Here is a 23,758-nt window from a genome sequence, read left to right on the forward strand (position 1 = left end):
AACAAAGTATTTATTGGCTCAGATCAAATTTATTACCGGATAAGTCTTTATTATCAGAGTCTATTGAAAACATGTTTTATTTGATATTCGCTATTTCACCGTCCGGATTGAAATATTAATAGCGCACTTGTTCATCGCTTATGGAAAAGTATATGACTCATTCACGTTCATCTGTAAAAACGAATGCCAGCCCTTCCTCATCGGTCAGGGCAGAAAACAAAGCCTGGTATCAGATCAGTGGTAGTGATGCCATGCAACGTCTGGATACCGGCGAAAATGGCCTGAGCCAGCAGGATGCCAGCGCGCGTCTGAATGAATATGGCCCGAACGCATTGCCGGAAAAAGCCGCCAAAAGCGCGCTGATGCGTTTTCTGGCGCACTTCAATGACGTCCTGATTTATATCCTGCTCGCGGCTGCGGTGGTGACCGGTGCCATGGGGCACTGGGTTGATACGCTGGTGATCCTGGGCGTCGCCGTCATCAATGCCCTGATTGGTTTCCTGCAGGAAAACAGCGCCGAGAAGTCGCTGAAAAGTATTCAGAATATGCTCTCCAGTCAGGCCGTGGTGGTGCGTGACGGGCAGGTGCAGACCATTAATGCCGACCAGCTGGTGCCCGGCGATATCGTGCAACTGCGTCCGGGAGACAAAATTCCGGCGGACCTGCGCATTGTCAGCGCGCATAACCTGCAGGTCGAAGAAGCGATCCTGACCGGTGAATCCACCGTGGTGGTCAAAAATGCCCAGACCATTGACGATGAAGTCATGATCGGCGACCGCCACAACCTGCTGTTCTCCGGCACCATGATCAGTGGCGGCACCGCAACCGGTGTGGTGTACGCCACCGGTAAAGACACCGAGCTGGGTCATATCAACCAGATGATGTCGTCGATTACGCCACAGCGCACCCCGCTGTTGCAGCAGATCGACAAACTGGGCAAAGGCATTTTCGCCCTGATTCTGCTGATGATGGCATTCCTGTTTGTCTTCGCTTTCATCCTGCGCGATATGCCGCTGGGCGAACTGCTGCTCTCGTTAATCAGTCTGGCCGTCGCCTCGGTTCCTGAAGGCTTACCGGCGATTATCTCGATTATCCTGTCACTGGGCGTGCAGTCGATGGCGCGCAATCACGCCATTATCCGTAAGCTGCCGACGGTGGAAACCCTCGGTTCCATGACCGTGATCTGCTCGGATAAAACCGGCACGCTGACCATGAACGAAATGACCGTGAAAGCCGTCATTCTGGCCGACCGCGCGTATCAGGTAGAAGGTGAAAGCTACCAGCCGAAAGGCCGGATTGTTGACGCGCAAACCCGGAAACAGATTGATGTCATCAATACGCCGGTGCTCAACACCTTCATCACCGCCGTGGATTTGTGCAACGACAGCCAGCTGATGCAGGACGACAAAGGCCACTGGGGCATTACCGGCGGGCCGACTTCCGGCGCGCTGAAAGTGCTGGCCGCCAAGTCCAGCCTGAATATCGGCAAAGTCGAACCGCTGGATAAAATCCCGTTCGATTCTAAGCACAAATACATGTCCACGCTGCAACGTATCAACGGCAAAACCCGTCTGTTCGTGACCGGTGCGCCGGATGTGCTGTTCTCGCTGGCCGCATTTGAACTGACCGAAGACGGCGTGCGCCCTTTCCGCCGTGAGTACTGGGAAGAAGAGATGGCGCGCTACGCCCGTCAGGGTCTGCGCATGGTGGCGGCGGCGCTGAAAGATGAGCCGGAGATCGACGGCGACCTGAATCACCGCCATCTGCAACAGGGTCTGATTTTTGCGGGTATCGCCGGCATGATGGATCCGCCGCGCCCTGAGGCTATCGATGCCATTGCGCAGTGCCAGCAGGCCGGGATCCGCGTGAAGATGATCACCGGTGACCATCAGGAAACCGCCATGGCCATCGGCAAAATGTTAGGGATTGGCAACAGCGGCGACTCGATCACCGGTTACCAGCTCGAGCACATGGACGACGCCGAACTGGCCGTCGCGGCCAGCCAGTACGACATCTTTGCCCGTACCAGTCCTGAGCATAAATTGCGTCTGGTCAAAGCCTTGCAGGATAACGGCGAAGTGGTCGGCATGACCGGCGACGGCGTTAACGATGCGCCTGCGCTGAAACAGGCGGACGTCGGTATCGCGATGGGGATCAAAGGCACCGAAGTCACCAAAGAAGCCGCTGACATGGTGCTGACCGATGACAATTTTGCCACCATCGCCAGCGCGGTCAGGGAAGGTCGTCGCGTTTACGACAACCTGAAGAAAACGATTCTGTTTATTCTGCCGACTAACCTCGCGCAGGGGCTGCTGATTATCCTGGCAATTCTGGCCGGAGCGGTCATTCCGCTGACGCCGGTTCAGATTTTATGGATGAACATGGCGACGTCGACCACGCTCTCCTTCGGTCTGGCCTTCGAGCCGGGTGAAAAAGGCATGATGCGTCGCCGTCCGCGCGCGCCGGGTCAGCACGTTCTCGACCTGCATGCGGTCTGGCGCATCGCGTTTGTCGGTATCCTGATTGCCTGCAGCGCCTTCGTGCTGGAAGCCTGGATGCAGCCACGGGGCTACAGCAGCGATTTGATCCGCACCGTGCTGTTGCAGACGCTGGTTACCGCGCAGTGGGTGTACATGTTTAACTGCCGCGTGATGGACCGCTTCCCGCTGACCCGCGAAGTGTTCGTTAACAAAGGGTTGTGGATTGTTTCCGGCGTGCTGCTGCTCCTGCAACTGGCGCTGATTTACCTGCCGGTGATGAACCAGCTGTTCGGCACCGTGCCGATGCCGCTGAAATTCTGGGGCATTACGCTGGTGGTCGGTGCGATGATCTTCGTGATTGTCGAAATCGAGAAGTGGCTGGTTAACCGCTTCATTCGCAAGAAAGTCTGACCTTTTCCTGCCGCCGGGTGACCTTGTGTGACCCGGCGTTTTACGATAAAAAACATCATCATTCTGAAACTTTAGCCTCTCCCGCACTCAATTCGTCTCAAAGATCTCACAAAACGTCCCAAAGCCCGTTCTGCTGATTTACATCAATCCTTTACCCCCTTATTACTCTCTCCAGGGCTATCCCTTTTCACAGCAATGTTAGTTTTGCCGATGACCGGCAACTTTTACGGGAATGTGCCCCATCGCGACACGGTAAGTTTTATAAAAACGAGCTCTCTGGCTGTTTTGCAGTCAAACAGAGGCCAAAAAATAGGTAAAAAACAATGTCATCGCTCATTGTAGATAAGTGCTATTACACACAGCTGGCATTGCATTCGCTTTTGCAATTAAACGGACAACACCCGAAAGACATTCTTTCGCTTAAGGACATCAATGAACTGCAAGCGACATGCAATTCCCTGACGCCTGAAATCATCTTCGTGAATGAAGATTGTTTTACGTCGGATGCGCAATCCGGCCACGCCCTGCGTGCCGTGATCGACGCGCATCCCGGCACACTGTTTTTTGTTTTCATTTCCAAAGAAAACCTGAATTATCAGAACTATGTGCCGATCCGCAAAAACATCATTATTTTGTCCAAATCCATCCGGACGACCACCATTTATCAGCTGATCGCCCACAATCTGCATCTGTCACGCTCGGGCGATAACGGACTGCCGCTGGATCTGACCCCGGTCAGCCTGAGCCGCACCGAGTCCAGCATTCTGAAAATGTGGATGTCAGGGCTGAACACGGAAAATATTTCCCAGCACCTGAATATCAAACAGAAAACCGTGGCCTCGCATAAAGGCAATATTAAGCGCAAGGTAAAAACCCAGAACAAACAGGCGATTTATCATGTGGTTAAGCTGACGGACATCCTGACCTCAGGGATGTTTGTGGGCCGCATTCAGCCGCTGCGCCCCACCAGCGAGCCGGATGAATTCACGGTTCCTTTCGGCTGATTTTTCTCCCTTCTGCGGCTGGCCGGTCACATTCTTGCCTTACTGTGAACCTGATGGTTGGGAACCCGACTGAAACACGCTAAACTTCCCAGTCGGAACCCTTATCAGTCATGCCGCAGTCAGGCGGGGCTGGCTTTAATTTGCCGCAGCGCCTGCCCTTCGCAGACAGCGCGCGGCCCGCAGAGAAAGAGGCTCAAAACAACGTGGCTCAATACGTATATTCCATGCATCGCCTCGGCAAAGTTGTTCCGCCGAAGCGTCATATTCTTAAGAACATCTCCCTGAGTTTCTTCCCTGGCGCCAAAATCGGTGTTCTGGGTCTGAACGGTTCAGGTAAATCCACCCTGCTGCGCATCATGGCCGGTATCGATACCGACATCGAAGGTGAAGCACGTCCGCAGCCTGATCTGAAAATCGGTTACCTGCCTCAGGAACCTCAGCTGAACATGGAACACACCGTGCGTGATTCCGTGGAAGAAGCGGTATCTGAAGTCGTTGGTGCCTTAAAACGCCTTGATGAAGTCTATGCACTGTACGCAGAGCCGGAAGCTGATTTCGATAAACTGGCGGCTGAACAGGGCAGACTGGAAGAGATCATTCAGGCACACGACGGCCACAACCTGAACAGCCAGCTGGAACGCGCCGCTGATGCGCTGCGTCTGCCAGACTGGGATGCAAAAGTGGCGACCCTCTCCGGGGGTGAACGCCGCCGTGTGGCACTGTGCCGCCTGCTGCTTGAAAAACCTGACATGCTGCTGCTCGACGAACCGACCAACCACCTGGATGCAGAATCCGTGGCCTGGCTGGAACGCTTCCTGCACGACTTCGAAGGCACCGTAGTGGCGATTACCCATGACCGTTACTTCCTCGATAACGTCGCCGGCTGGATCCTTGAGCTTGACCGTGGTGAAGGTATTCCGTGGGAAGGTAACTATTCCACCTGGCTGGAACAGAAAGACGAACGTCTGGCGCAGGAAGCCTCTTCCGAAGCGGCCCGCCGCAAGTCTATTGAGAAAGAGCTGGAGTGGGTTCGTCAGGGCGCGAAAGGCCGTCAGTCTAAAGGCAAAGCCCGTCTGGCACGCTTTGAAGAGCTGAACAGCACCGAATACCAGAAACGTAACGAAACCAACGAACTGTTCATTCCACCGGGTCCACGCCTGGGCGATAAAGTCGTTGAAGTGAAAAACCTGAGCAAGTCTTATGGTGATCGCGTTCTGATCGACGACCTGTCCTTCTCCGTGCCGAAAGGCGCGATCGTCGGCATTATCGGCCCGAACGGTGCCGGTAAATCGACCCTGTTCCGCATGATGTCGGGTCAGGAAGAAGCCAACAGCGGCACCATCGAGCTGGGCGATACCGTGAAACTGGCGTCTGTGGATCAGTTCCGTGATTCCATGGATAACAGCAAAACCGTGTGGGAAGAAGTGTCCGGCGGTCAGGACATCATGCGTATCGGCACCACCGAAATGCCAAGCCGTGCTTATGTCGGCCGCTTCAACTTCAAAGGTGTTGATCAGGGCAAACGCGTGGGCGAGCTGTCCGGTGGTGAACGTGGTCGTCTGCATCTGGCAAAACTGCTGCAGGTTGGCGGTAACATGTTGCTGCTCGATGAACCGACCAACGACCTCGACATCGAAACCCTGCGCGCACTGGAAAACGCCTTACTGGAATTCCCGGGCTGCGCGATGGTCATTTCCCATGACCGCTGGTTCCTTGACCGTATCGCCACTCACATCCTCGATTATCAGGATGAAGGTAAAGTCGAATTCTTCGAAGGTAACTTCACCGAATACGAAGAATACAAAAAACGTACGTTAGGTGCCGAAGCGTTAGAGCCGAAGCGCATCAAGTACAAAAAGATGATCAAGTAATCGTCTGACGAAAACAGATAAGGCCCGGAAACGGGCCTTTTTTATGACGTCACGCCAGTGAAATTTACCCTGCCAGCGCCTCACTATAACTCTTCGCAAAGCCGTACTCTTCCAGCATAAATTCAATAAAGCAGGCCAGCGCCGGTGAATTCAGTTTCCGCCCCGGATAGACCAGATACAGATCATTGCCCTCGGCTTCCCATTCCGGCAATACGCGCACCAGCGAGCCTTTCGCCACCTCGTCATGACATAAAAACGCCGGTAACAACGTGATGCCTGCGCCTGCCAGCGCACACTCGCGGGCATACAGCAAATTGTCGGTGGTATGCGCCGAAGGCAGCAGCCAGCGATGATAAGTGTCACCGCGATGCAGTACCCATTCCGACCAGGCGCGGTGCGCAATACAGTGATGCGACGCCAGTTGCTGCGGCGACTCAAGAGCCGGATGCTGCGCCAGATAGTCCGGTGACGCCAGAAGATAGCGCGGGCTGTGCCCCAGTTCACGGCCAATCAGTGAGGAATCCTGCGGTTTGCCGGTACGCAGCGCGATATCAAATCCTTCCTGTACCAGATCCACCAGCGCATCGGACACGGACACTTCCAGCGACACATCGGGATAACGCTTCTGAAACTCGACGTTCATGCGTGCCAGCAAGGTCGCGCCCAACCCCGCCGGGCTGGTGATCCGCAACCGCCCGCTCGGGTTATCACGCAACCGGCGGATGGCCAGTTCCGCCCGTTCGCTGGCCTGCATCATCTCCTGACAGTGGATCAGATAGCGTTCACCGGCAAACGTCAGATTCAGTTGCCGCGTGGTGCGGTTAAGTAAGCGCAGGCCGACAGATTTTTCCAGCTGGCTGATACGCTGGCTGACACTGGATTTCGGCAAACCGGCGCGGCTGGCCGCCTGAGTAAAACTGCCGCATTCAGCCACCAGCGCAAACAGCGCCATATCCTGCAATTGCTTAAACATGATTGTTCACCTCAGACGAACACTTTGTTAGTTATTGTCCATCTTATCAGCTTCCGTGATGAGGACTACACTGTCTGGATACCTAACGGAGGCAGAAAACATGACCATTAAAGCAATCGCAGTAAACCCGAAAGACCCGGCACATTTCATCGCCGTCGAATTACCCCAACCGGTGGCGAAAGATTACGATCTGCTGGTGGAAGTGAAAGCCGTGTCGGTCAATCCGGTCGATACCAAGGTGCACAAAGGCGTGCAGAAAAGCGGTCTGGATGCGCCAAAAGTGCTGGGCTGGGATGCCAGCGGCATCGTGAAATCCGTCGGCAGCGCGGTGAAAAATTTCAAAGCGGGCGATGAAGTCTGGTACGCCGGGGATATCACCCGTTCCGGCAGCAACGCCACCGAACAACTGATCGACTCGCGCATTGTGTCAGTTAAACCGAAAAGCCTCGACTGGGCACAAGCCGCTGCCATGCCACTGACCACGCTGACCGCCTGGGAAGCCCTGTTCGAACATCTGAAAATTCAGGATGCGTCTGCCGATAAAACCTTGCTGATCATCGGCGGTGCCGGTGGCGTGGGATCGCTGGCGATCCCGTTCGCCGCATTGCGCAGCAAAGTGAAAGTGATTGCCACCGCGTCACGTCCGGAATCAGCGCAATGGTGTCTGGATCGCGGTGCGGATCTGACCGTGAATTACAAAGATCTGAAAGGTGAACTGGCGAAACATGACATCAAACAGGTGGATTTCATTCTGTGCCTGAATGACACCGACGGTCACTGGGAAGCCATTTCTGATCTGATCGCGCCGATGGGGCATATCTGTACCATCGTTGAAAACGAACATCCGCTGGATATGAACAAGCTGAAGCTGAAAAGCGCCGCACTGCACTGGGAACTGATGTATACCCGCAGCATGTTCACCACACCGGATATTGCCGAACAGGGCGAGATCCTCAAACAAGTCGCCGCGCTGGTGGATGAAGGTAAAGTACAAACCACACTGAGCGAAACCCTTCACGGCCTGACCGTGGAAAGCATCGAAGCGGCCCACGCCAAAGTGCTCGACGGCCATATGCAGGGCAAAGTCGTCGTCGCTTTCTAAATACGCTGTCGCCTAAAAAAAGCCCCGTCACTTTCATGCCGGGGCTTTTTCATTCACATATTTCCACTATTCGCCGTCGTCCACTTTCTGCCATTTGGCATCGGGGTCAAATGTCGTGATCGCTTTTGCCGCGGCATCAGTATTCTCGCCTAAATCCTGCTGATACACCTCGCCCTGCTGATTGATCATAAAACTGGTGACACCGGTATGACCGTACGCCGCCGGCCAGGCGATCAGCGCAAAACCTTTGGTCATCTTGCCATTTTCGATATAACTCAAGGCACCGCCGCTGGCATTCGCCCCCTGCGACGTCAGAATGCGATAGTAATAGCCGTGATAATCAGACCCCGCCTTCGCATCACCAAAGGCTGGCCCCAGCGGACTTGGCGCTTCGCCCTCTTTCACCGGCCAGTAAAGGCCATCGTGTTGTCCTTCAGTGCTGACAAAGCGCTGGGCATATTGCCCGGTAATCTGCTGATACTCGTGCTGGGCATCGGCGTAGGCAGACACCGCCTGAATGGCGGAAAGCTCATTGCGTCCAATCGTACGGGTTTCAATTTCAGCGGCACCGGCGACCATATCAAATGACCAGCCCTGCGCCGTGTGTTTCATCGGGATCGGCAACTGCCAGTTCTCCGGCCCGACATTCAGGTGGGCGGTATCGCCGTGTTCGGCGATCGTATGGCTGATATTCCAGTCACGCAGAAAACGCGCCACTTCGTCGGGATCCACATCCTTTTTCGGCAGATAAACCCGCCAGTCGTCGCCCAGAAGCTGCTGCATCGAGGCATCATCGTGCGTCTGAATGGCTTTCACCAGTGCCTGTGAGGCCAGCTCCGGGCTGGTAAACATCTGCTGCGCGAAGCCGGTAAGAGGCAAAAGCAGCAGGCTGGTAGAAATCAAAAAATCACGCAATCTTTTCATTACCTTTCCTCGTCAGTCTAGCGACGGTGTAAATGGCCGGATTCTGCATTCGCAGGACGTGACCGCTGAACGTTCTGCATATGCTCACGGCTCCGGTTGCCCCGGGATTGCTGCTGTTGCCACGACGGCCCGCGGCTGGAATTCCCGCTGAACGCCGTGCTGCGGGATGCATTCAGATTCTGCCGCTGCTGATGTTGCTGATTATGGTTGAGCTGCTGAGCGGGCTGACGGTTCGCATTATGCGGAGACTGCGCCTGCTGATGCTGCGGCAACGTGCGGCCGGTGACATTGTGCGTGCCGCTGTGGTTTCCCACACTGCCAGCGGAGGCTGAACGCGCCAGATTTTGCTGTTGCGAATGCCCGGTGCTTTGCGGCATATTCTGATGATGATTCATCACCGATGCCGCCTGCTGACGGCGCTGATCCAGATTCTGATTCTGAACACCGCCATTATTGCGTCCCACCGCGTTATGGCTTAAACCCGCCGTGTTGCTGTCAAAACCCCGGTAGTTATTACGCTGCGCCGCGTTGCTCAGTGCCTGGTTTTGCGTCGCGCCGTTAAGGTTATTGCTGTGGTTTGGCAAACTGGCGTTAAAGGCCGGATTGTGCTGCCAGCCCGCCGTATTTCCGTTGCCCGGATGGTTGATCCCATTATTATTGTTGCCGGAGATACGGTTGTAATTGTTGACGTTAACGTTGACGTAATTGTTCTGCGAACCGCCGTGATGCCCGTCGTCATGGTGGTCATAATCGTCATGATGATGATCGTCGTCATCCCAGTCGATACCGCCAAAAATGGCGTAGGTGGCGGCCACGCCGACACCAAACCCGATACCCGATGCCATGCCGTTAACGAACTGTTGCCCCGGAGGCGGTGGCAGGTAAACCGGCGGATAGGCCGGTGTCGGCCATGTGCCATACACCACATTCGGGTTGTAGCTCGGCACGTAAACCACCTGCGGATCCGCAGATTCAATCACGATGGTTTGCTGTGCGGGTGCGGATTTCACGACGGTGGTTGAGCTGCCCTGCGCTGCCACTTTCGGTTTTACAGTGACCGTCTGCTGCGGCGTGCTTTTCAGCGCCCCGCTGCTTTGCGCGACCTGGCGGAATTTCTGCACGGTATTCATCACATCGTCCGGCTGCGCCAGAAACGCGTTACCCAGATTCTGCACCCAGGCCGGATCTTCGCCCATCAGCGCCAGCAATTGCGGGAAAGCCACCAGAGATTTCACGCTCGGATCCCATGGCTCATTTGCGACCTGAGTGACGGCGGCATCACCCTGACTTTGCGGATGGTCGCGTGACCATTGCACCGCCTGAATGACGTTCATCGGGTAAGTGGAAGCCATCAGCACTTGTGAAAGCAGGCTGTCAGGATAGAGCGCCACAGGCGCGACCCACTGATCGAGCTGAGCCTGCGTAAACGCCGGTGGTGTTACCGCAGCAGCAGGGACAGGCGCGGCGGGAGGAACAGCAACAGGAGCTGGCACAGGCGCAGTCTGTGCCGTGGTTTCGGCCTGACTGCTGACCGGAAGCCAGCCTTGCATAAACATGACACTGGCCAGAGCAAATGCCCCCACGCCGCACACTACTGCGATACCCCAGGGCTTGAATGATAAATTCATTCGGATCACCTTAGAAAGCCTCAGCCGGAATGCGAGGCATATTGAATGAGTATAATCGGATAAATAAAACTCAACGGCCGCCACTGTATTTTTATTTCACGTCAGGGATTTACACATAAAATGCGCAATAAAATCTCTCAAAAAAGGTACTCATGCCAATCCCATGAATAAAAAGGGGATTTTATTTTACAGCGTTACAAACTGAATTAATAAAATCACGGAGGAAGATAATCAGATGAATTTATTAATAATTATGAGAAATGAATGATAAATAAAGTATTCATAATATGAATGAAAATAAAAAAGCGCGTATTCCGCAGAACACACGCTTTTATTATTGCGGTTTTTTAATCAGCGCACCGGCGGACCATTCAGCCGGCTGGTATCCGCCGCCAGCATGTTTTGTACCAGTTCCACGCATTCCAGAAAACGCTGATCGTAATCCGATGACTCCACGTGAACATATTCCACGTTGTTCTGTTTCAGCATCCCGATAAGCAAATTCTGGAATGACATCCGGTCAGAGGTACTGCCCAGACTGCGCAAGCCGTCAGCAACCCACGGCGTATTGTTTTCCAGCAGGATCACCAGATCGAAGCGGTATTCATCCATCAGCGCCTGCACAAACGGATGCTCACGCCCTTCATACTTTTTACAGAAGGCCTGTGTGGTCAGAAAATCGGTATCAATAAACGCCACTTTGTTGGCATATTTCACCGCAAAATCAATGTACTGCGCCTGACCGAGCGCGATTTTATCGTAGTCGGAATATTGCAGCGCCATCTCGTCACCGCCAAGGTGCGAGAAGACATAATCGCGGCCATACTCCCAGGCGCTGGTGGTGTTGAAGATGTTGGCTAACTTATTGACCAGCGTGGATTTTCCACTGGACTCACCGCCCAGAATCGCCACGGTACGCACGAAAAACGGTTTGACCTCGGTCGGAATGTAATCCCAGTAGCGGAACGGATCCTGACGGATCTGGCGGCCACTGATATTCATGAACGACCGTTTCGGGTCGATCAGCACCGTTTCAATGCCGAGATGTTCGCGGTACTGCGGCGCATCGGCCTCTTCGCTGGAATAAATGGTATTCGGCTCGATGCCCTTCTGGCTCATGAACTCTTTAATGCCACGGCCCCAGACATCCCAGCCGTGCGGATACGGCTCCATCCCTTCTTCGTTAAAGGCATGAATGCGGATGTTTTTCTGGTATTTGAAGGTTTGTAATAACCAGCGCAGACGGTCACTGACGGTCGGCTGCTGGGACATCGAGCTGTTCTCAAACAACTCGCGGTCGCGCGGCTCGTCATAGCCCATGATGATATGCAGCTCATCCACCTGGCTACAGGCGCGCTGGATCAGATAAATATGGCCGGTGTGCAGCGGATAAAACTTGCCGAACACCACGCCGATATTCTTTTCGCGACGGGGAAACTCAAGATCAAGGAAGCGGTGCAACGCCTCCAGCTTTTGGGCGCTGGGGCTTTTTATCTTTGCATTCAACAACTGGCTGAGATAACCCTTGGTCATCCCGCTGGCTTCGGCCACCTGTTGCAGCGTGCGTCCCTGTTGTTTAATCGCGGTTTTTAGATAGTCGAACTGTGACATGCCTTGTCCTCAGGTTTTCTGTACTAAACAAAAAATAGCACAAAGGCACTGAGCAGCGACAGCGGTTAACCGTTACAAATCGTCGAGGATCGCCAGCGCATCGGCCAGTTTTTTCACGCCAAACACCTGCATACCGGCGGGCACTTTTTTCGGCACGTTAGCATGGGGCACAATCGCGCGTTTAAAGCCGTGTTTTGCGGCTTCGGTAATACGCTCCTGTCCGCTCGGCACCGGACGGATTTCACCGGCCAGCCCGACCTCGCCGAAGACCACCAGATCCTGCGGCAGCGGACGGTCACGCAGGCTCGATACCAGCGACAGCAGCAGCGCCAGATCGGCACTGGTTTCCGTCACCTTCACGCCGCCCACCACGTTGACGAACACATCCTGATCGGCCATCTGCAGCCCCCCGTGGCGGTGCAATACGGCCAGCAGGATCGCCAGACGGTTCTGTTCAAGACCCACCGCCACACGACGCGGATTGCCCATCATTGACTGATCGACCAGCGCCTGCACCTCAACCAGCAGCGGACGCGTCCCTTCCCACAGCACCATCACCGAACTGCCGGAGGTAATTTCATCGCCACGGCTGAGGAAAATCGCTGACGGGTTGCTGACTTCGCGCAGCCCTTGCTCGGTCATGGCAAATACGCCCAGCTCATTCACCGCACCAAAACGGTTTTTATGGCTGCGCAGTGTGCGGAAACGCGAGTCCGCATCGCCGTCGAGCAGCACAGAGCAGTCGATACAGTGTTCAAGCACTTTCGGACCGGCCAGCGAACCGTCTTTGGTCACATGCCCTACCATCACAATTGCCACGCCGCGCGTTTTAGCGAAACGGGTAAGATAGGCCGCGGTTTCACGCACCTGTGCCACCGTACCCGGTGACGACTGGATATCCGCCATGTGCATCACCTGGATGGAGTCGATCACCATCAGCTTCGGCTGTTCTTTATCGGCAATGTCACAAATCTGTTCGATACTGGTTTCCGACAGCATGTTCATGTTGGCCGTCGGCAACCCCAGGCGGTGCGCGCGCATCGCCACCTGTTGCAGTGATTCTTCACCGGTGACGTACAGGGTTTTCATGTTCTCGCTGAGATGACACAGGATTTGCAGCAGCAACGTACTTTTCCCCGCACCGGGGTTACCGCCGATCAGGATCGCACTGCCCGGCACCACGCCACCGCCTAATACGCGGTCGAATTCTTTAAAACCGGTGCTGAAACGCGGCAGTTCATCGAGGCTGATGTCAGAAAGTTTCTGCACACGGCTGACGCCCGCATCACCGGCATAACCGGTCAGACGTTCGTTACGCGCCACGGTCGGCGAAGCGGCCAAACGGATTTCAGTAATGCTGTTCCAGGCCTGACAGGCACTGCACTGCCCTTGCCAGCGCGGATAATCTGCGCCACATTCATTACACACAAATGCACGTTTTGCTGCTTTTGCCACAACTTACCTCGATGATATTCAGAAGAAATTTATAATGCCTGGCTACCGCTGAGAATACACAGCACGCCGAGTAAATCAGCATGGCGGATACAAATGGAAGCCTGCTCATACACTTTTGGCTTGGCGTGATAAGCAATACCCATGCCTGCCACCGCCATCATTTTCAGGTCATTGGCGCCATCGCCAATAGCCACGGTCTGTTCGTGGGAAATCCCCAGTTTTTCCGCCAGTTTCAGCAGGGTATCAGCTTTATATTGTGCATCCACAATCGGCCCGATCACCCGGCCGGTCAGTTTACCGTCACGGATTTCCAGCTCGTTCGCGGCCACATCCACCAGATTCAGCTGGTCACGCAAATATTCGGCGTAATAGGTGAAACCGCCGGACGCAATGGCCACGTGCCAGCCTGCTTCCTGCAAACGCTGAACCATCACGGTCAGCCCCGGCATCAGCGGCAGGGTTTCACGCACCTGCTGCAGAATGCTGGCATCCGCGTCTTTCAGGGTGGCGACGCGCTGACGCAGGCTGGCGGAGAAATCCAGCTCACCACGCATGGCGCGTTCCGTGACTTCCGCCACCTGCTCACCGACGCCGGCCAGTTTGGCAATTTCGTCGATGCATTCAATCTCAATCGCGGTAGAATCCATGTCCATCACCAGCAGACCCGGTGCGCGCAGATACGGCACTTTGCCCAGCTGAGCGACATCAAATTCAAAGGATTCGGCGAGAAGCTGCGCGTCAGCAGTGAGTGAACCGGCCAGACGCACCACCTGATAACCTTCGACGGCCCAGGCACTGACAATCACCAGAGCGCGGCCTAAGCGGCGCTGGAACAGCGTAATGCGCGTTTTATCAAGTTTTCTGCCATACAAGAGCCAGCCGGTGTGTCCTGCCCGGTAATCCAGCGGCATGACTTCGTCACCGCTCAATGAAAGGGGAAGTCCCGGCCATTGATGGATCTCCGCAGGAAGATCGCAATAGGTCAGACTGTTTGGCATGATGGCTCCTGTAGGGCGTTATGGCATTAGAAAAACAAATATCACTATTTACCCAAAATCATTCGAGTTGCATCAAGGCGGCAACTGAATGAATCTCCGGGAGCTGACACAGGTCAGTGACCGGAGTGAATGAAGGCAGCCAACGCAGAGGCAGCTTGAAGGATGCAGGGTAAAATGAGGCATCAAGCTACCTTATCGTGACGTCTTCTGGCAACATAAAGTCATCGAAAAACGCAAGGAAACAGAATGGCTAAGGCCAAACTTAAATTTCGCCTGCATCGTGCCGCTATCGTACTGATAAGTCTGGCATTATTAGTCATCCTCATGCAAGGCGCATCCTATTTCAGTCTCGGACATCAGCTGGCACGTTCAACGCAGGTGGAACAGCTTGCCCAGACGCTCGCCAGACAGGTGGCGTTTTCCCTCGCGCCGCTGATGGACAGCGACAATGATGGCGCTGATATCGCACAAATTTCCACTATTTTGAGTCAGCTTACCGATGGCAGTCGCATTCTCGACGCCAGCGTTTACCAGTCTGACGGCTCTCTGGTCGCGCACGCGGGCGAACAGGTGCCGGTACGGGATCGTCTCTCGCTGGATGGTAAACGGGCGGGCAGCTATTTCAATCATCAGATTGTGGTGCCGATCGAAGATAAAAACGGCCCGAGCGGATTTTTACGTATCACGCTGGACACGCACGTGCTGGCGACAGAATCCAAGCAGGTGGATAACACCACCAATCTGCTGCGTCTGATGATGCTCGCCGCGCTGGGCGTCGGTATTATTCTGGCCCGCACGCTGTTGCAAGGCCGCCGTTCCCGCTGGCAGCAGTCGCCGTTCCTGCTGACCGCCAGCAAGCCGGTAAAAGAAGATGATGAGCAGGAAGAAGAACCGGATGAGTTCGGCCCGCCGCCGGTGCTGAACATCCCGGAACCGGAATCCGACGTAGTGCCCGCCAAACCTGCGACCGAAGCACAAACCAAAGAAGCGGCACAGGCCGCTTACCGCAGCCTGAAACGCAGCCGGCCGAAGTGATTCAGGAAAACAGCTTAATCACCCTGGCTATGCATAGCAAAACGGGCACCCATCGGTGCCCGTTTTAGTCTCTGCAATATCTGCAGAATTTATTCTTTATCGCCCAGCAGAACGGATTCCAGCGCGATTTCAATCATGTCGTTGAAGGTCGTCTGACGTTCAGCGGCAGTGGTTTGCTCGTGCGTACGGATATGGTCGGAAACGGTACAGATGGTAAGTGCTTTTGCACCGAATTCTGCAGCCACGCCGTAAATACCGGCGGCTTCCATTTCCACACCCAGAATGCCGTATTTTTCCATTACGTCGAACATCTGCGGATCTGGCGTGTAGAACAGGTCAGCGGAGAAGATGTTGCCTACGCGCGCGTTGATGCCTTTGGCTTTCGCCGCGTCAGCCGCGTTGCGTACCATGTCGTAATCAGCGATAGCCGCGTAATCGTGGTCTTTGAAACGCATGCGGTTCACTTTGGAATCTGTGCAGGCACCCATGCCGATCACGATGTCGCGCAGTTTGATGTCTGCACGCACTGCGCCGCAAGAACCGACACGGATGATTTTCTTCACGCCGAATTCAGTGATCAGTTCTTTGGCATAAATGGAGCAGGAAGGAATGCCCATGCCGTGACCCATCACAGAAATTTTACGGCCTTTGTAGGTGCCGGTGAAACCCAACATGCCACGCACGTCGTTCACCTGCTTCACATCCTGAAGGAACGTTTCTGCGATGTGCTTGGCGCGCAGCGGGTCGCCCGGCATCAGCACGACGTCAGCGAAGTCGCCCATTTCAGCATTAATGTGTGGAGTTGCCATCTTCTTATTCCTTAATCAGCGAGGTGTCATATTCATTATAAAAAACGCGGCCAGTATAAGAGACTGGCCGCGTAAGAAAAGTATCAGAGCATGGATTTGCCGTAATCCATCGGTGTCAGATCGAAGTATTTGGCGACGGTCTGTCCGATGTCCGCGAAGGTTTCGCGGTGGCCTAATGAACCCGGTTTGACTTTCGGGCCATAGATTAAGACCGGGATGTGCTCGCGGGTATGATCCGTGCCGCGCCAGGTCGGGTCGCAACCGTGGTCAGCGGTGAAGATAATGATGTCATCTTCTTTCACCAGCTCCAGCAATTCCGGCATGCGGCGGTCGAACAATTCCAGTGCGGCAGCGTAGCCCGGCACATCACGGCGGTGGCCGTAAGAGGAGTCGAAATCAACAAAGTTGGTGAAGACGATGGTCTTGTCACCGGCTTCTTTCATCTCTTTGATGGTCGCGTCAAACAGCGCGTCCAGACCGGTGGCTTTCACTTTTTTGGTGATACCGACCTGCGCGTAGATATCGGCAATTTTACCGACAGACACCACGTGGCCGTTTTTCTCATCAACCAGCTTTTTCAGGATGGTCGGAGCCGGTGGTTCCACCGCTAAATCGTGACGGTTACCGGTACGTTCGAAGTGACCGGCTTTGTCGCCGATGAACGGACGGGCAATCACGCGGCCAATGTTGTAGCCGCCTTCGGTCAGTTCTTCACGGGCGATTTCGCACAGTTCATACAGGCGATCCAGCCCGAAGGTTTCTTCATGGCAGGCAATCTGGAAGACCGAGTCGGCAGAAGTGTAGAAAATCGGCTTGCCGGTTTTCATGTGCTCTTCGCCCAGATCATCCAGCACTACGGTACCGGAAGAGTGACAGTTGCCGAGATAACCCGGCAGATTGGCGCGCTCTACCAGTTTATCGAGCAGTTCCTGCGGGAAGCTGTTGGTGGTATCGCTGAAGTAACCCCAGTCAAACAGCACAGGCACACCGGCGATTTCCCAGTGGCCTGACGGGGTGTCTTTACCGGAAGACAGTTCACTGGCGTATGCATAGGCGCCGGTAATTTCGGCATTACCGTCCATGCCGTCAGGAATTTTACCGGTGGATCCTTCTGCGGCTTTCGCCAGCCCCAGACGGGTCAGGTTAGGCAGATTCAGAGGGCCCTGACGGCCTTTGTCCGCATCGCCACGCGCACAGGCAGCCGCGATATGACCCAGAGTGTCAGAACCGGCATCGCCGAAGCGCTCGGCATCTTCACTGGCACCGATACCGAATGAGTCTAACACCATGATAAATGTACGTTTCATTTTGCTCTCCTGCGAATGGTTACGCATTGGGTCACGCGGAACTGCCGCGCACCTGATCAATCTTAAATGGGGGCGATGTGGCCTGAAGTCAAGCGTTACCACCGATCCGGCGGTACACCACCGGTGTGCTTTCCGGCGCGTTGTCACTCAGAACAATGGCCGCACGCACTTCCTGCGCTGCCTGCTGCCAGGCCGCTTCACTGTTGGCGTGGATCATCGCCAGTGGCTGTCGGGTATCGACCTGCTGGCCCAGCTGCGCCATATGGGTCAGACCGACGCTGTAGTCGATGGCATCGCTGGCGCGGCGACGTCCGCCTCCCAGTGACACCACGGCCATGCCCAGCGCGCGGGTATCCATCGCGCTGACAATCCCGTTGCCTTCGGCATATACCGGTTTGCTCAGCGTCGCCCGTTGCAGGTAATTGTCGTAATTCTCGATGAAATCGGTCGGGCCTTTCTGCGCGGCAATCATGCGGCCAAACACTTCTGCGGCCCTGCCGTTATCCAGCACGGCCTGCAATTTGCTGCGGGCTTCTGCGTCATCTTTTGCCAGCCCACCTGACAGCAGCATTTCCACGCACAGCGCCATGGTGACTTCCAGCAGACGCGGATTGCGGTATTCGCCGGTCAGGAAGCGCACCGCTTCGCGCACTTCTACCGCATTACCGGCGCTGGATGCCAGCACCTGATTCATGTCGGTCAGCAGCGCCGTGGTTTTGCACCCCGCGCCGTTCGCCACATCAACAATCGCCTGCGCCAGATCTTCGGACAGCTGGTAGGTCGGCATAAACGCACCGGAACCCACTTTGACGTCCATCACCAGCGCATCCAGCCCTTCGGCCAGTTTTTTGGCGAGGATCGACGCCGTGATCAGCGGAATAGAATCGACAGTTGCGGTGATATCGCGGGTGGCATAGAAGCGTTTATCCGCCGGTGCCAGCGAGCTGGTCTGGCCGATAATTGCCACGCCGACATCCTGAATGATGCTGCGGAAACGGCTGTCATCCGGGAAAATGTCAAAACCCGGAATGGCTTCGAGTTTATCCAGCGTGCCGCCGGTATGACCGAGGCCACGGCCGGAAATCATCGGCACATAACCACCGCAGGCCGCCACCATCGGCCCCAGCATCAGGGACGTCACGTCACCCACGCCGCCGGTCGAATGTTTGTCGACAATCGGACCATTCAGATTGAGCGATTTCCAGTCCAGGACGGTACCGGAATCACGCATTGCCATGGTCAGCGACACGCGCTCATTCATGGTCATGTCGTTGAAATAGATAGTCATTGCCAGCGCGGCAATTTGTCCTTCTGACACCTGACTGTCACGAATACCGTTGATAAAGAAACGAATCTCTTCGTCGCTTAAAGGCTGACCGTCACGTTTTTTACGAATAATTTCTTGTGCGAGAAACAAGGTATCCCCCTGCCTGAGCTGGATGCTAAATGTGGACGCGAATACCGGACGCCATAACGCAGCGCCGGTATCCGTATAACAACCGTGATTAGTAGCTGCTGGTGGCTTTCTGGCCAGCGTGACCCAGCGTGGTCAGCAGGCTTGCCAGCAGGCTGGAGGCGCCGAAACGGAAGTGACGTGCGTCAGCCCATTCACGGCCCAGCAGGCGGTCAGCCAGCGCCAGATATTGCGCGGCATCTTCAGCAGTTTTTACGCCACCGGCCGGTTTGAAACCGACGGTTTTGCCCACGCCCATCTCAGCAATCACGCTCATCATCAGCTCTGCGCTGTGCAGCGTGGCGTTTTCAGGCACTTTGCCGGTAGAGGTTTTGATGAAATCAGCGCCAGCTTTAATGGCGATTTCGGAGGCTTTACGGATCAGCGCATCCTGTTTCAGCTCACCGGTTTCGATGATCACTTTCAGCAGGACATTGGCAGCGGCACAGGCTTCTTTGCACTGTTTCACCATTTCAAAACCAATCTGCTCGTTACCGGCGATCAATGCGCGGTACGGGAAGACCACGTCCACTTCATCGGCACCGTAGGCGATCGCCGCGCGGGTTTCTGCCAGCGCGATCTCAAGATCGTCATTCCCGTGCGGGAAGTTGGTCACGGTCGCAATGCGGATGTCCGGCGTGCCTTGCTCGCGCAGGGTTTTGCGGGCAACAGGAATAAAACGAGGATAAATACAGACAGCAGCGGTGTTACCTGCCGGGCTTTTCGCCTGGTGACAAAGCGCGATCACTTTTGCATCGGTGTCGTCTTCGTTCAGGGTGGTTAAATCCATCAGGTTCAGCGCACGTTGCGCTGCGGCGGTTAAATCGGTCATATAACTCTCCAACAATTTTCAATTCCAGCGACCGGCCGGAACTGAGCATACAGTCATGAATTCGTTGCGGCGTTAGACGCCGGCAGGGGAATTCTGCACGTTGGCGAGCGGACTTGGTTCCTTGAAGATAGCGTGCGTAAGCGGCGTGTCATGGCTTACGTGGCAACTGAGATCCTTCTCACCGCGCTTTGACTGGCACAAGCCAGTTCGTTGTGACTATTTGAACACGTCACATCAGGTTCCTGTGTGCAGTATTTCACACAAAATGAAAACCGCTTGCAACGTTGCTTGGCGAAATGAGATCTAAATCACATTTCACTGCCGTTATGCTCAGTATTCGACCTTTATATGAGTGTATACCCGAATCATGACAAACGGAGTCCGGGCGGCCACACGGCGATCACCGAACGGCGATCTTACGAGCAATGTTATAATAATAACATTTTAAAGAGAACAGAAATCGCCACCTGTCAGATGTACAGCTGAAAAAGGCCATGAAAGATAAAAATAAATGTTATTTAAATCACAAAACCGGCTATCTGGGGAATTAACGGACAGGAAGATCAAATACGCGGCGGGTATTATCGAGCAAGGCAGCGGCAATCTGTTCCGGCGTTTCGCTGCGCAGGCTGCACAGAACCTCGAACACGCAGGCCGCACGCTCCGGGCGATTCGGCTGCCCCTGAAAGCCCTGCAACGGCATGTCCGGTGCATCGGTTTCCAGCAGTAAAGAAGAAAGGGGAAGTTCAGCCATCACATGACGGGTTTTCTGCGCGCGCTCATAGCTGATGGTGCCGCCCACACCTATCGCGAAGCCCAGTTTGATAAACGCCTGCGCCTGCGAAAGACTGCCCGCAAAGCCGTGTACCACACCGGTCGCTGGTAATTTTGCCTGACGCAACATGGCCGCCAGCTGATCGTGACTGCGGCGGGAATGCAAGATCACCGGCAGCGCCTCGCGCTTTGCCAGCGCGAACTGCGCTTTCAGCAGCCGCTGTTGCTGCTCAAACTGTGGCTCTTCCCTGTACAAATCCAGCCCGATTTCTCCGACCGCGATCAGGTTCCGGCTCCGCTGGCTGAGCAGCGAATCCAGTAACTCCAGACAACTGTCTTTGTGCTCTGCAATATAAAGAGGATGTAAGCCCAGCGCAGCGTGCAATGGCGGGAAGGTTTCTGCCAGCGAGAGAATGCCCTGAAAACGATCGGACGTGACCGCCGGAACAATAATCTGCCGCACGCCCGCCCCGGCGGCGAGACGCAGGCTTTCGGTTTCCGCACCGGTAAAGGGCGGAAAATCGAAATGACAGTGCGTATCGACGAAGGTATGACTCACAGCTTTTCGCCCTCGCTGGACGGATAATTTTCTGATGGCGCCGCGCTTTCCGGCGGTGGCATATCAGACGCCGCGCGTTTCGGCTGCGGGTCATGAACCACGCTGTCTTTAAATGCCGCCGGACGCACCACGCCGCCGTCGGCCACCATATCCGTCAGCACGGCAGGATCGAGAATAATTTGCTCCGCCGTGCTGACCGAGGCCGCCAGCGGGATCACATTTTCCGGCTCGTCCTGCGGCACGATAACCCGTTTCGGACGGCGGGTGACCCGTGGCTCGATGTGCGGATAAGGGCGCTCATTTTCACGCGGCAACAGCCAGTGTGACGCGGCAGACAGGAAATACCGCCCGCAACGGCGGCCAAGATGATAATCCTGATTCAGGGCAGGCAGACGGCTGCCGAGCGCGTGACTGGCCAGCGGTTTCGGCGGGAAGATCTCAAAAATGCGCACGTCGTCTGGCGGATTCTCAATAAATTGCTGAATACGGTGATAGCTTTCTTCGTGGTGCTGCATCATGCGCACCAGTTGTTGCAGACTGCTTTCGCTCAGCCATTGCTCCATACGTTTCATCCACTGCGGCGTATAGAACATCGCCGACGGCACGGTGCGGATCACCACAATGGTATCCGCGCCACGGCGATAGGCTTCCTCGACCGGGATCGCGTCACTGATCCCGCCGTCCTGATAGCTGACGCCATCGAGATCCACGCCGAGACGATAAAATCCCGGAATGGCGCTGGAGGCTTTGATCACCGGCAGCCAGTTTTCCCGCGTCGGGGAAAAATAGTTGGCGGCGTAATCGTCACTGCGGCAGGCACACATCAGGAATTCACGGCCATCGATGAGCAGCTTTTCGGCGGTATCCATCGCCAGCGGCATGTTTTTGGCGGTTTCTTCGACCAGCCAGTCGAGATCGATAAGGTGTCCGCCGCGCACAAAGCGCAGAGGATTAAAAAAGTCGGGGCTGGTGGTGTAACGGGTGATCACCCTTCTGGCGTAGCCGGGCTGCCCGCAGACGAAGGCGGACAGATTTTGCGCGCCCGCTGAGGTCCCCAGATATAAATCAAAGGGATTAAAACGCGCGCGCTGAAATTCATCCAGCACCCCTGCAGTAAAAATGCCTCTCTGCCCGCCGCCTTCGCATACCAGGGCGATCTTTCCCGGCGTATAGGGTTTGTACGCCAGCGGCGCGATATTGCCCAGCGTGACAGGTATTCGGTATCCCAACGCACTTTCCTCACAAAGTCGGCATGACAAAAATGGCCTTATTCAGTTGGCCTTCATTTCTGAGCATACCTCGTCTTACCGGCTTGGGTGAATTTCTTGCCAAAATCGGGCGATAAAATCGTTACGTCCTGTTAACGGGATGCGTGCCACAGGCACAAAAAAATCGCCCCCTTCAGTGAAGGGGGCGATGTCATTATTTACTGCAGTCTGGCATCACAGGTTAATGCGTCAGAGTCGTTTACGACCGGTAAACAGGCTGACCAGGAACAGGATGATACCCACTACGAATACGATTTTTGCAGCCCAGGCAGCTGTACCCGCCAAACCACCGAAACCAAGAGCCGCCGCGATCAACGCGATGATTAGAAAGATAATGCCCCAACGAAACATAAGCTTCTCCTTTACCCTATTTTCACTTTGCCAGTTTAAAAGGTGGTGCCCCGCTTCGGGCCTGATTCATTCTCAACAGAGGCCTGATGACACTTTATTAACCGGCAGTACGCCGGGAACTAAAAAACAGCCTACTTAATAAAGGTAGTCGAAAAATGAAAGTGTTAGAGCTTCCGTCACGATATTTTTCGAACTTCAGGCAAATGTTGTCTGTCCCAAACAGAGAGCGGGCAACACAAATATTTTTATGCATTATTCAAAAGATGTGGCGCCCTGCCCGTGGGAGGGCGCCGGGTGGTTCAACGAGCCGTTACGGTGCGACTTTCAGGTCGTTTTTAACGCTTTTCACGCCATCAACGGTTTTCGCTACGCTTTCGGCACGATCAGACTGTGCCTGATCTTTCACTGCGCCGGAGAGCTGTACCACACCGTCAGTGGTTTCCACTTTCACGTTACGTGAAGGGACGATGTCATCCGCCAGCAGTTTCGCTTTTACAGACGCGGTGGTCGCGCTGTCACCGGCGTAGCCTTTGACGCTCTGATCTTTGCTGTCTTTGGTGTGCAGTTTGTCACTGACAGATTTCACACCTTCAACTTTGGTGGCTGCGGCAACAGCCTGTTCGGCCTCAGCCTGCGAACCGACAAAACCGCTCAGCGTAACAATGCCGGCATTGGTCGTGACAGAAATGTCGCTGCTTTTGATGGCTTTATCGTCCACCAAAGCACTTTTCACTTTTGCTGTGATGGCGCTGTCGCCCATGTAGTTATCAACTTTCTTCATGGAACTATCGATTTTTGCACCTGCGCTATCCGTTGTGCTGGCTGCTAATGCACTACCGCTCATCAGCGCGGTACCCAGAACAACGGCCATCATGGAATAGGCAAATTTAGAGTTTTTCATCGATTTCTTCCT

19 protein-coding genes are annotated in these 23,758 nt (G+C 54.9%); 5 read left to right on the forward strand and 14 right to left on the reverse strand.

Annotated elements, in window-relative coordinates; translation table 11 throughout:
* The first annotated feature begins 152 nt into the window (after positions 1-152).
* The 3 genes from EYY67_RS09510 (at position 153) to ettA (ending at position 5,766) form a co-directional block, all read left to right on the forward strand.
* Complete coding sequence (locus tag EYY67_RS09510; RefSeq protein ID WP_131693384.1) at positions 153-2,891, forward strand: cation-transporting P-type ATPase; 2,739 nt, start codon at positions 153-155, stop codon at positions 2,889-2,891.
* A 323-nt stretch (positions 2,892-3,214) separates the two neighbouring features.
* Positions 3,215-3,895 carry a transcriptional regulator RcsA gene (gene rcsA / locus EYY67_RS09515; protein ID WP_095924582.1) on the forward strand — a complete coding sequence of 227 codons (681 nt, stop codon included), beginning with the start codon at positions 3,215-3,217 and terminating at the stop codon, positions 3,893-3,895.
* Between the two features lie 203 nt (positions 3,896-4,098).
* Complete coding sequence (gene ettA, locus EYY67_RS09520; RefSeq protein WP_095925274.1) at positions 4,099-5,766, forward strand: energy-dependent translational throttle protein EttA; 1,668 nt, start codon at positions 4,099-4,101, stop codon at positions 5,764-5,766.
* A 64-nt stretch (positions 5,767-5,830) separates the two neighbouring features.
* Here the strand turns inward: ettA and EYY67_RS09525 are convergent, their stop codons facing one another.
* On the reverse strand, positions 5,831-6,739 hold the full coding sequence (locus EYY67_RS09525) for a LysR family transcriptional regulator (protein ID WP_119822496.1): 909 nt from the start codon (positions 6,737-6,739) through the stop codon (positions 5,831-5,833).
* A 100-nt stretch (positions 6,740-6,839) separates the two neighbouring features.
* Here EYY67_RS09525 and EYY67_RS09530 point away from each other — a divergent pair, with 100 nt between their 5' ends.
* Entirely contained in the window at positions 6,840-7,841 is a 1,002-nt protein-coding gene (locus EYY67_RS09530) for a zinc-binding alcohol dehydrogenase family protein (RefSeq protein WP_131693385.1), read from the forward strand.
* A gap of 66 nt (positions 7,842-7,907) precedes the next feature.
* On the opposite strand, the gene EYY67_RS09535 is transcribed toward EYY67_RS09530, so the two are convergent.
* The 5 genes from EYY67_RS09535 to serB all read right to left on the reverse strand — a co-directional run bounded on the left by EYY67_RS09535 (position 7,908) and on the right by serB (position 14,457).
* Complete coding sequence (locus tag EYY67_RS09535; RefSeq protein ID WP_131693386.1) at positions 7,908-8,765, reverse strand: DUF2950 domain-containing protein; 858 nt, start codon at positions 8,763-8,765, stop codon at positions 7,908-7,910.
* Between the two features lie 17 nt (positions 8,766-8,782).
* Complete coding sequence (locus tag EYY67_RS09540) at positions 8,783-10,393, reverse strand: DUF3300 domain-containing protein (RefSeq protein WP_131693387.1); 1,611 nt, start codon at positions 10,391-10,393, stop codon at positions 8,783-8,785.
* Between the two features lie 351 nt (positions 10,394-10,744).
* Entirely contained in the window at positions 10,745-12,004 is a 1,260-nt protein-coding gene (gene nadR / locus EYY67_RS09545; protein ID WP_095924577.1) for a multifunctional transcriptional regulator/nicotinamide-nucleotide adenylyltransferase/ribosylnicotinamide kinase NadR, read from the reverse strand.
* Between the two features lie 72 nt (positions 12,005-12,076).
* Positions 12,077-13,459: a DNA repair protein RadA gene (gene radA, locus EYY67_RS09550; protein WP_112289023.1), complete on the reverse strand. Its 1,383-nt coding sequence runs from the start codon at positions 13,457-13,459 to the stop codon at positions 12,077-12,079.
* 29 nt (positions 13,460-13,488) lie between these two features.
* A complete protein-coding gene (gene serB, locus EYY67_RS09555; RefSeq protein ID WP_119822492.1) occupies positions 13,489-14,457 on the reverse strand; it encodes a phosphoserine phosphatase in 969 nt (322 codons plus the stop codon).
* A 246-nt stretch (positions 14,458-14,703) separates the two neighbouring features.
* Here serB and EYY67_RS09560 point away from each other — a divergent pair, with 246 nt between their 5' ends.
* Positions 14,704-15,492, forward strand: a complete 789-nt coding sequence (locus EYY67_RS09560; protein ID WP_095924575.1) for a YtjB family periplasmic protein — start codon at positions 14,704-14,706, stop codon at positions 15,490-15,492.
* An 89-nt stretch (positions 15,493-15,581) separates the two neighbouring features.
* Here EYY67_RS09560 and deoD read toward each other — a convergent pair whose 3' ends face one another.
* From deoD to osmY, 8 genes are all read right to left on the reverse strand, one after another.
* Positions 15,582-16,301 carry a purine-nucleoside phosphorylase gene (gene deoD, locus EYY67_RS09565; protein ID WP_013577098.1) on the reverse strand — a complete coding sequence of 240 codons (720 nt, stop codon included), beginning with the start codon at positions 16,299-16,301 and terminating at the stop codon, positions 15,582-15,584.
* An 83-nt stretch (positions 16,302-16,384) separates the two neighbouring features.
* Complete coding sequence (gene deoB / locus EYY67_RS09570) at positions 16,385-17,608, reverse strand: phosphopentomutase (RefSeq protein ID WP_119822491.1); 1,224 nt, start codon at positions 17,606-17,608, stop codon at positions 16,385-16,387.
* Between the two features lie 88 nt (positions 17,609-17,696).
* On the reverse strand, positions 17,697-19,025 hold the full coding sequence (gene deoA / locus EYY67_RS09575) for a thymidine phosphorylase (protein WP_095924573.1): 1,329 nt from the start codon (positions 19,023-19,025) through the stop codon (positions 17,697-17,699).
* An 88-nt stretch (positions 19,026-19,113) separates the two neighbouring features.
* The gene (gene deoC / locus EYY67_RS09580; protein ID WP_095924572.1) at positions 19,114-19,893 is read right to left on the reverse strand and encodes a deoxyribose-phosphate aldolase; all 780 of its coding nucleotides are present in this window, start codon (positions 19,891-19,893) and stop codon (positions 19,114-19,116) included.
* A 547-nt stretch (positions 19,894-20,440) separates the two neighbouring features.
* Positions 20,441-21,226: a TatD family hydrolase gene (locus EYY67_RS09585; RefSeq protein ID WP_131693388.1), complete on the reverse strand. Its 786-nt coding sequence runs from the start codon at positions 21,224-21,226 to the stop codon at positions 20,441-20,443.
* The gene (locus EYY67_RS09590; RefSeq protein ID WP_095924570.1) at positions 21,223-22,455 is read right to left on the reverse strand and encodes a patatin-like phospholipase family protein; all 1,233 of its coding nucleotides are present in this window, start codon (positions 22,453-22,455) and stop codon (positions 21,223-21,225) included. The genes EYY67_RS09585 and EYY67_RS09590 overlap by 4 nt, the downstream gene beginning before the upstream one ends.
* Positions 22,456-22,683: 228 nt before the next feature.
* Positions 22,684-22,845 carry a DUF1328 domain-containing protein gene (locus EYY67_RS09595; protein ID WP_013577105.1) on the reverse strand — a complete coding sequence of 54 codons (162 nt, stop codon included), beginning with the start codon at positions 22,843-22,845 and terminating at the stop codon, positions 22,684-22,686.
* A gap of 310 nt (positions 22,846-23,155) precedes the next feature.
* On the reverse strand, positions 23,156-23,746 hold the full coding sequence (gene osmY / locus EYY67_RS09600) for a molecular chaperone OsmY (protein WP_095924569.1): 591 nt from the start codon (positions 23,744-23,746) through the stop codon (positions 23,156-23,158).
* Positions 23,747-23,758 lie beyond the last annotated feature (12 nt).

The sequence above is a fragment of the Rahnella victoriana genome (assembly GCF_004330295.1).
In the GTDB taxonomy this organism is placed as follows: Bacteria; Pseudomonadota; Gammaproteobacteria; order Enterobacterales; family Enterobacteriaceae; genus Rahnella; species Rahnella victoriana.

Excerpts from the sequence above, each read along its gene's own strand:
- EYY67_RS09510 (WP_131693384.1), top strand. The coding sequence starts at position 153 with ATGACTCATTCACGTTCATCTGTAAAAACGAATGCCAGCCCTTCCTCA.
- rcsA (WP_095924582.1), top strand. The coding sequence starts at position 3,215 with ATGTCATCGCTCATTGTAGATAAGTGCTATTACACACAGCTGGCATTG.
- EYY67_RS09525 (WP_119822496.1), bottom strand. The coding sequence starts at position 6,739 with ATGTTTAAGCAATTGCAGGATATGGCGCTGTTTGCGCTGGTGGCTGAA.
- EYY67_RS09530 (WP_131693385.1), top strand. The coding sequence starts at position 6,840 with ATGACCATTAAAGCAATCGCAGTAAACCCGAAAGACCCGGCACATTTC.
- EYY67_RS09535 (WP_131693386.1), bottom strand. The coding sequence starts at position 8,765 with ATGAAAAGATTGCGTGATTTTTTGATTTCTACCAGCCTGCTGCTTTTG.
- EYY67_RS09540 (WP_131693387.1), bottom strand. The coding sequence starts at position 10,393 with ATGAATTTATCATTCAAGCCCTGGGGTATCGCAGTAGTGTGCGGCGTG.
- nadR (WP_095924577.1), bottom strand. The coding sequence starts at position 12,004 with ATGTCACAGTTCGACTATCTAAAAACCGCGATTAAACAACAGGGACGC.
- serB (WP_119822492.1), bottom strand. The coding sequence starts at position 14,457 with ATGCCAAACAGTCTGACCTATTGCGATCTTCCTGCGGAGATCCATCAA.
- EYY67_RS09560 (WP_095924575.1), top strand. The coding sequence starts at position 14,704 with ATGGCTAAGGCCAAACTTAAATTTCGCCTGCATCGTGCCGCTATCGTA.
- deoD (WP_013577098.1), bottom strand. The coding sequence starts at position 16,301 with ATGGCAACTCCACACATTAATGCTGAAATGGGCGACTTCGCTGACGTC.
- deoB (WP_119822491.1), bottom strand. The coding sequence starts at position 17,608 with ATGAAACGTACATTTATCATGGTGTTAGACTCATTCGGTATCGGTGCC.
- deoC (WP_095924572.1), bottom strand. The coding sequence starts at position 19,893 with ATGACCGATTTAACCGCCGCAGCGCAACGTGCGCTGAACCTGATGGAT.
- EYY67_RS09595 (WP_013577105.1), bottom strand. The coding sequence starts at position 22,845 with ATGTTTCGTTGGGGCATTATCTTTCTAATCATCGCGTTGATCGCGGCG.
- osmY (WP_095924569.1), bottom strand. The coding sequence starts at position 23,746 with ATGAAAAACTCTAAATTTGCCTATTCCATGATGGCCGTTGTTCTGGGT.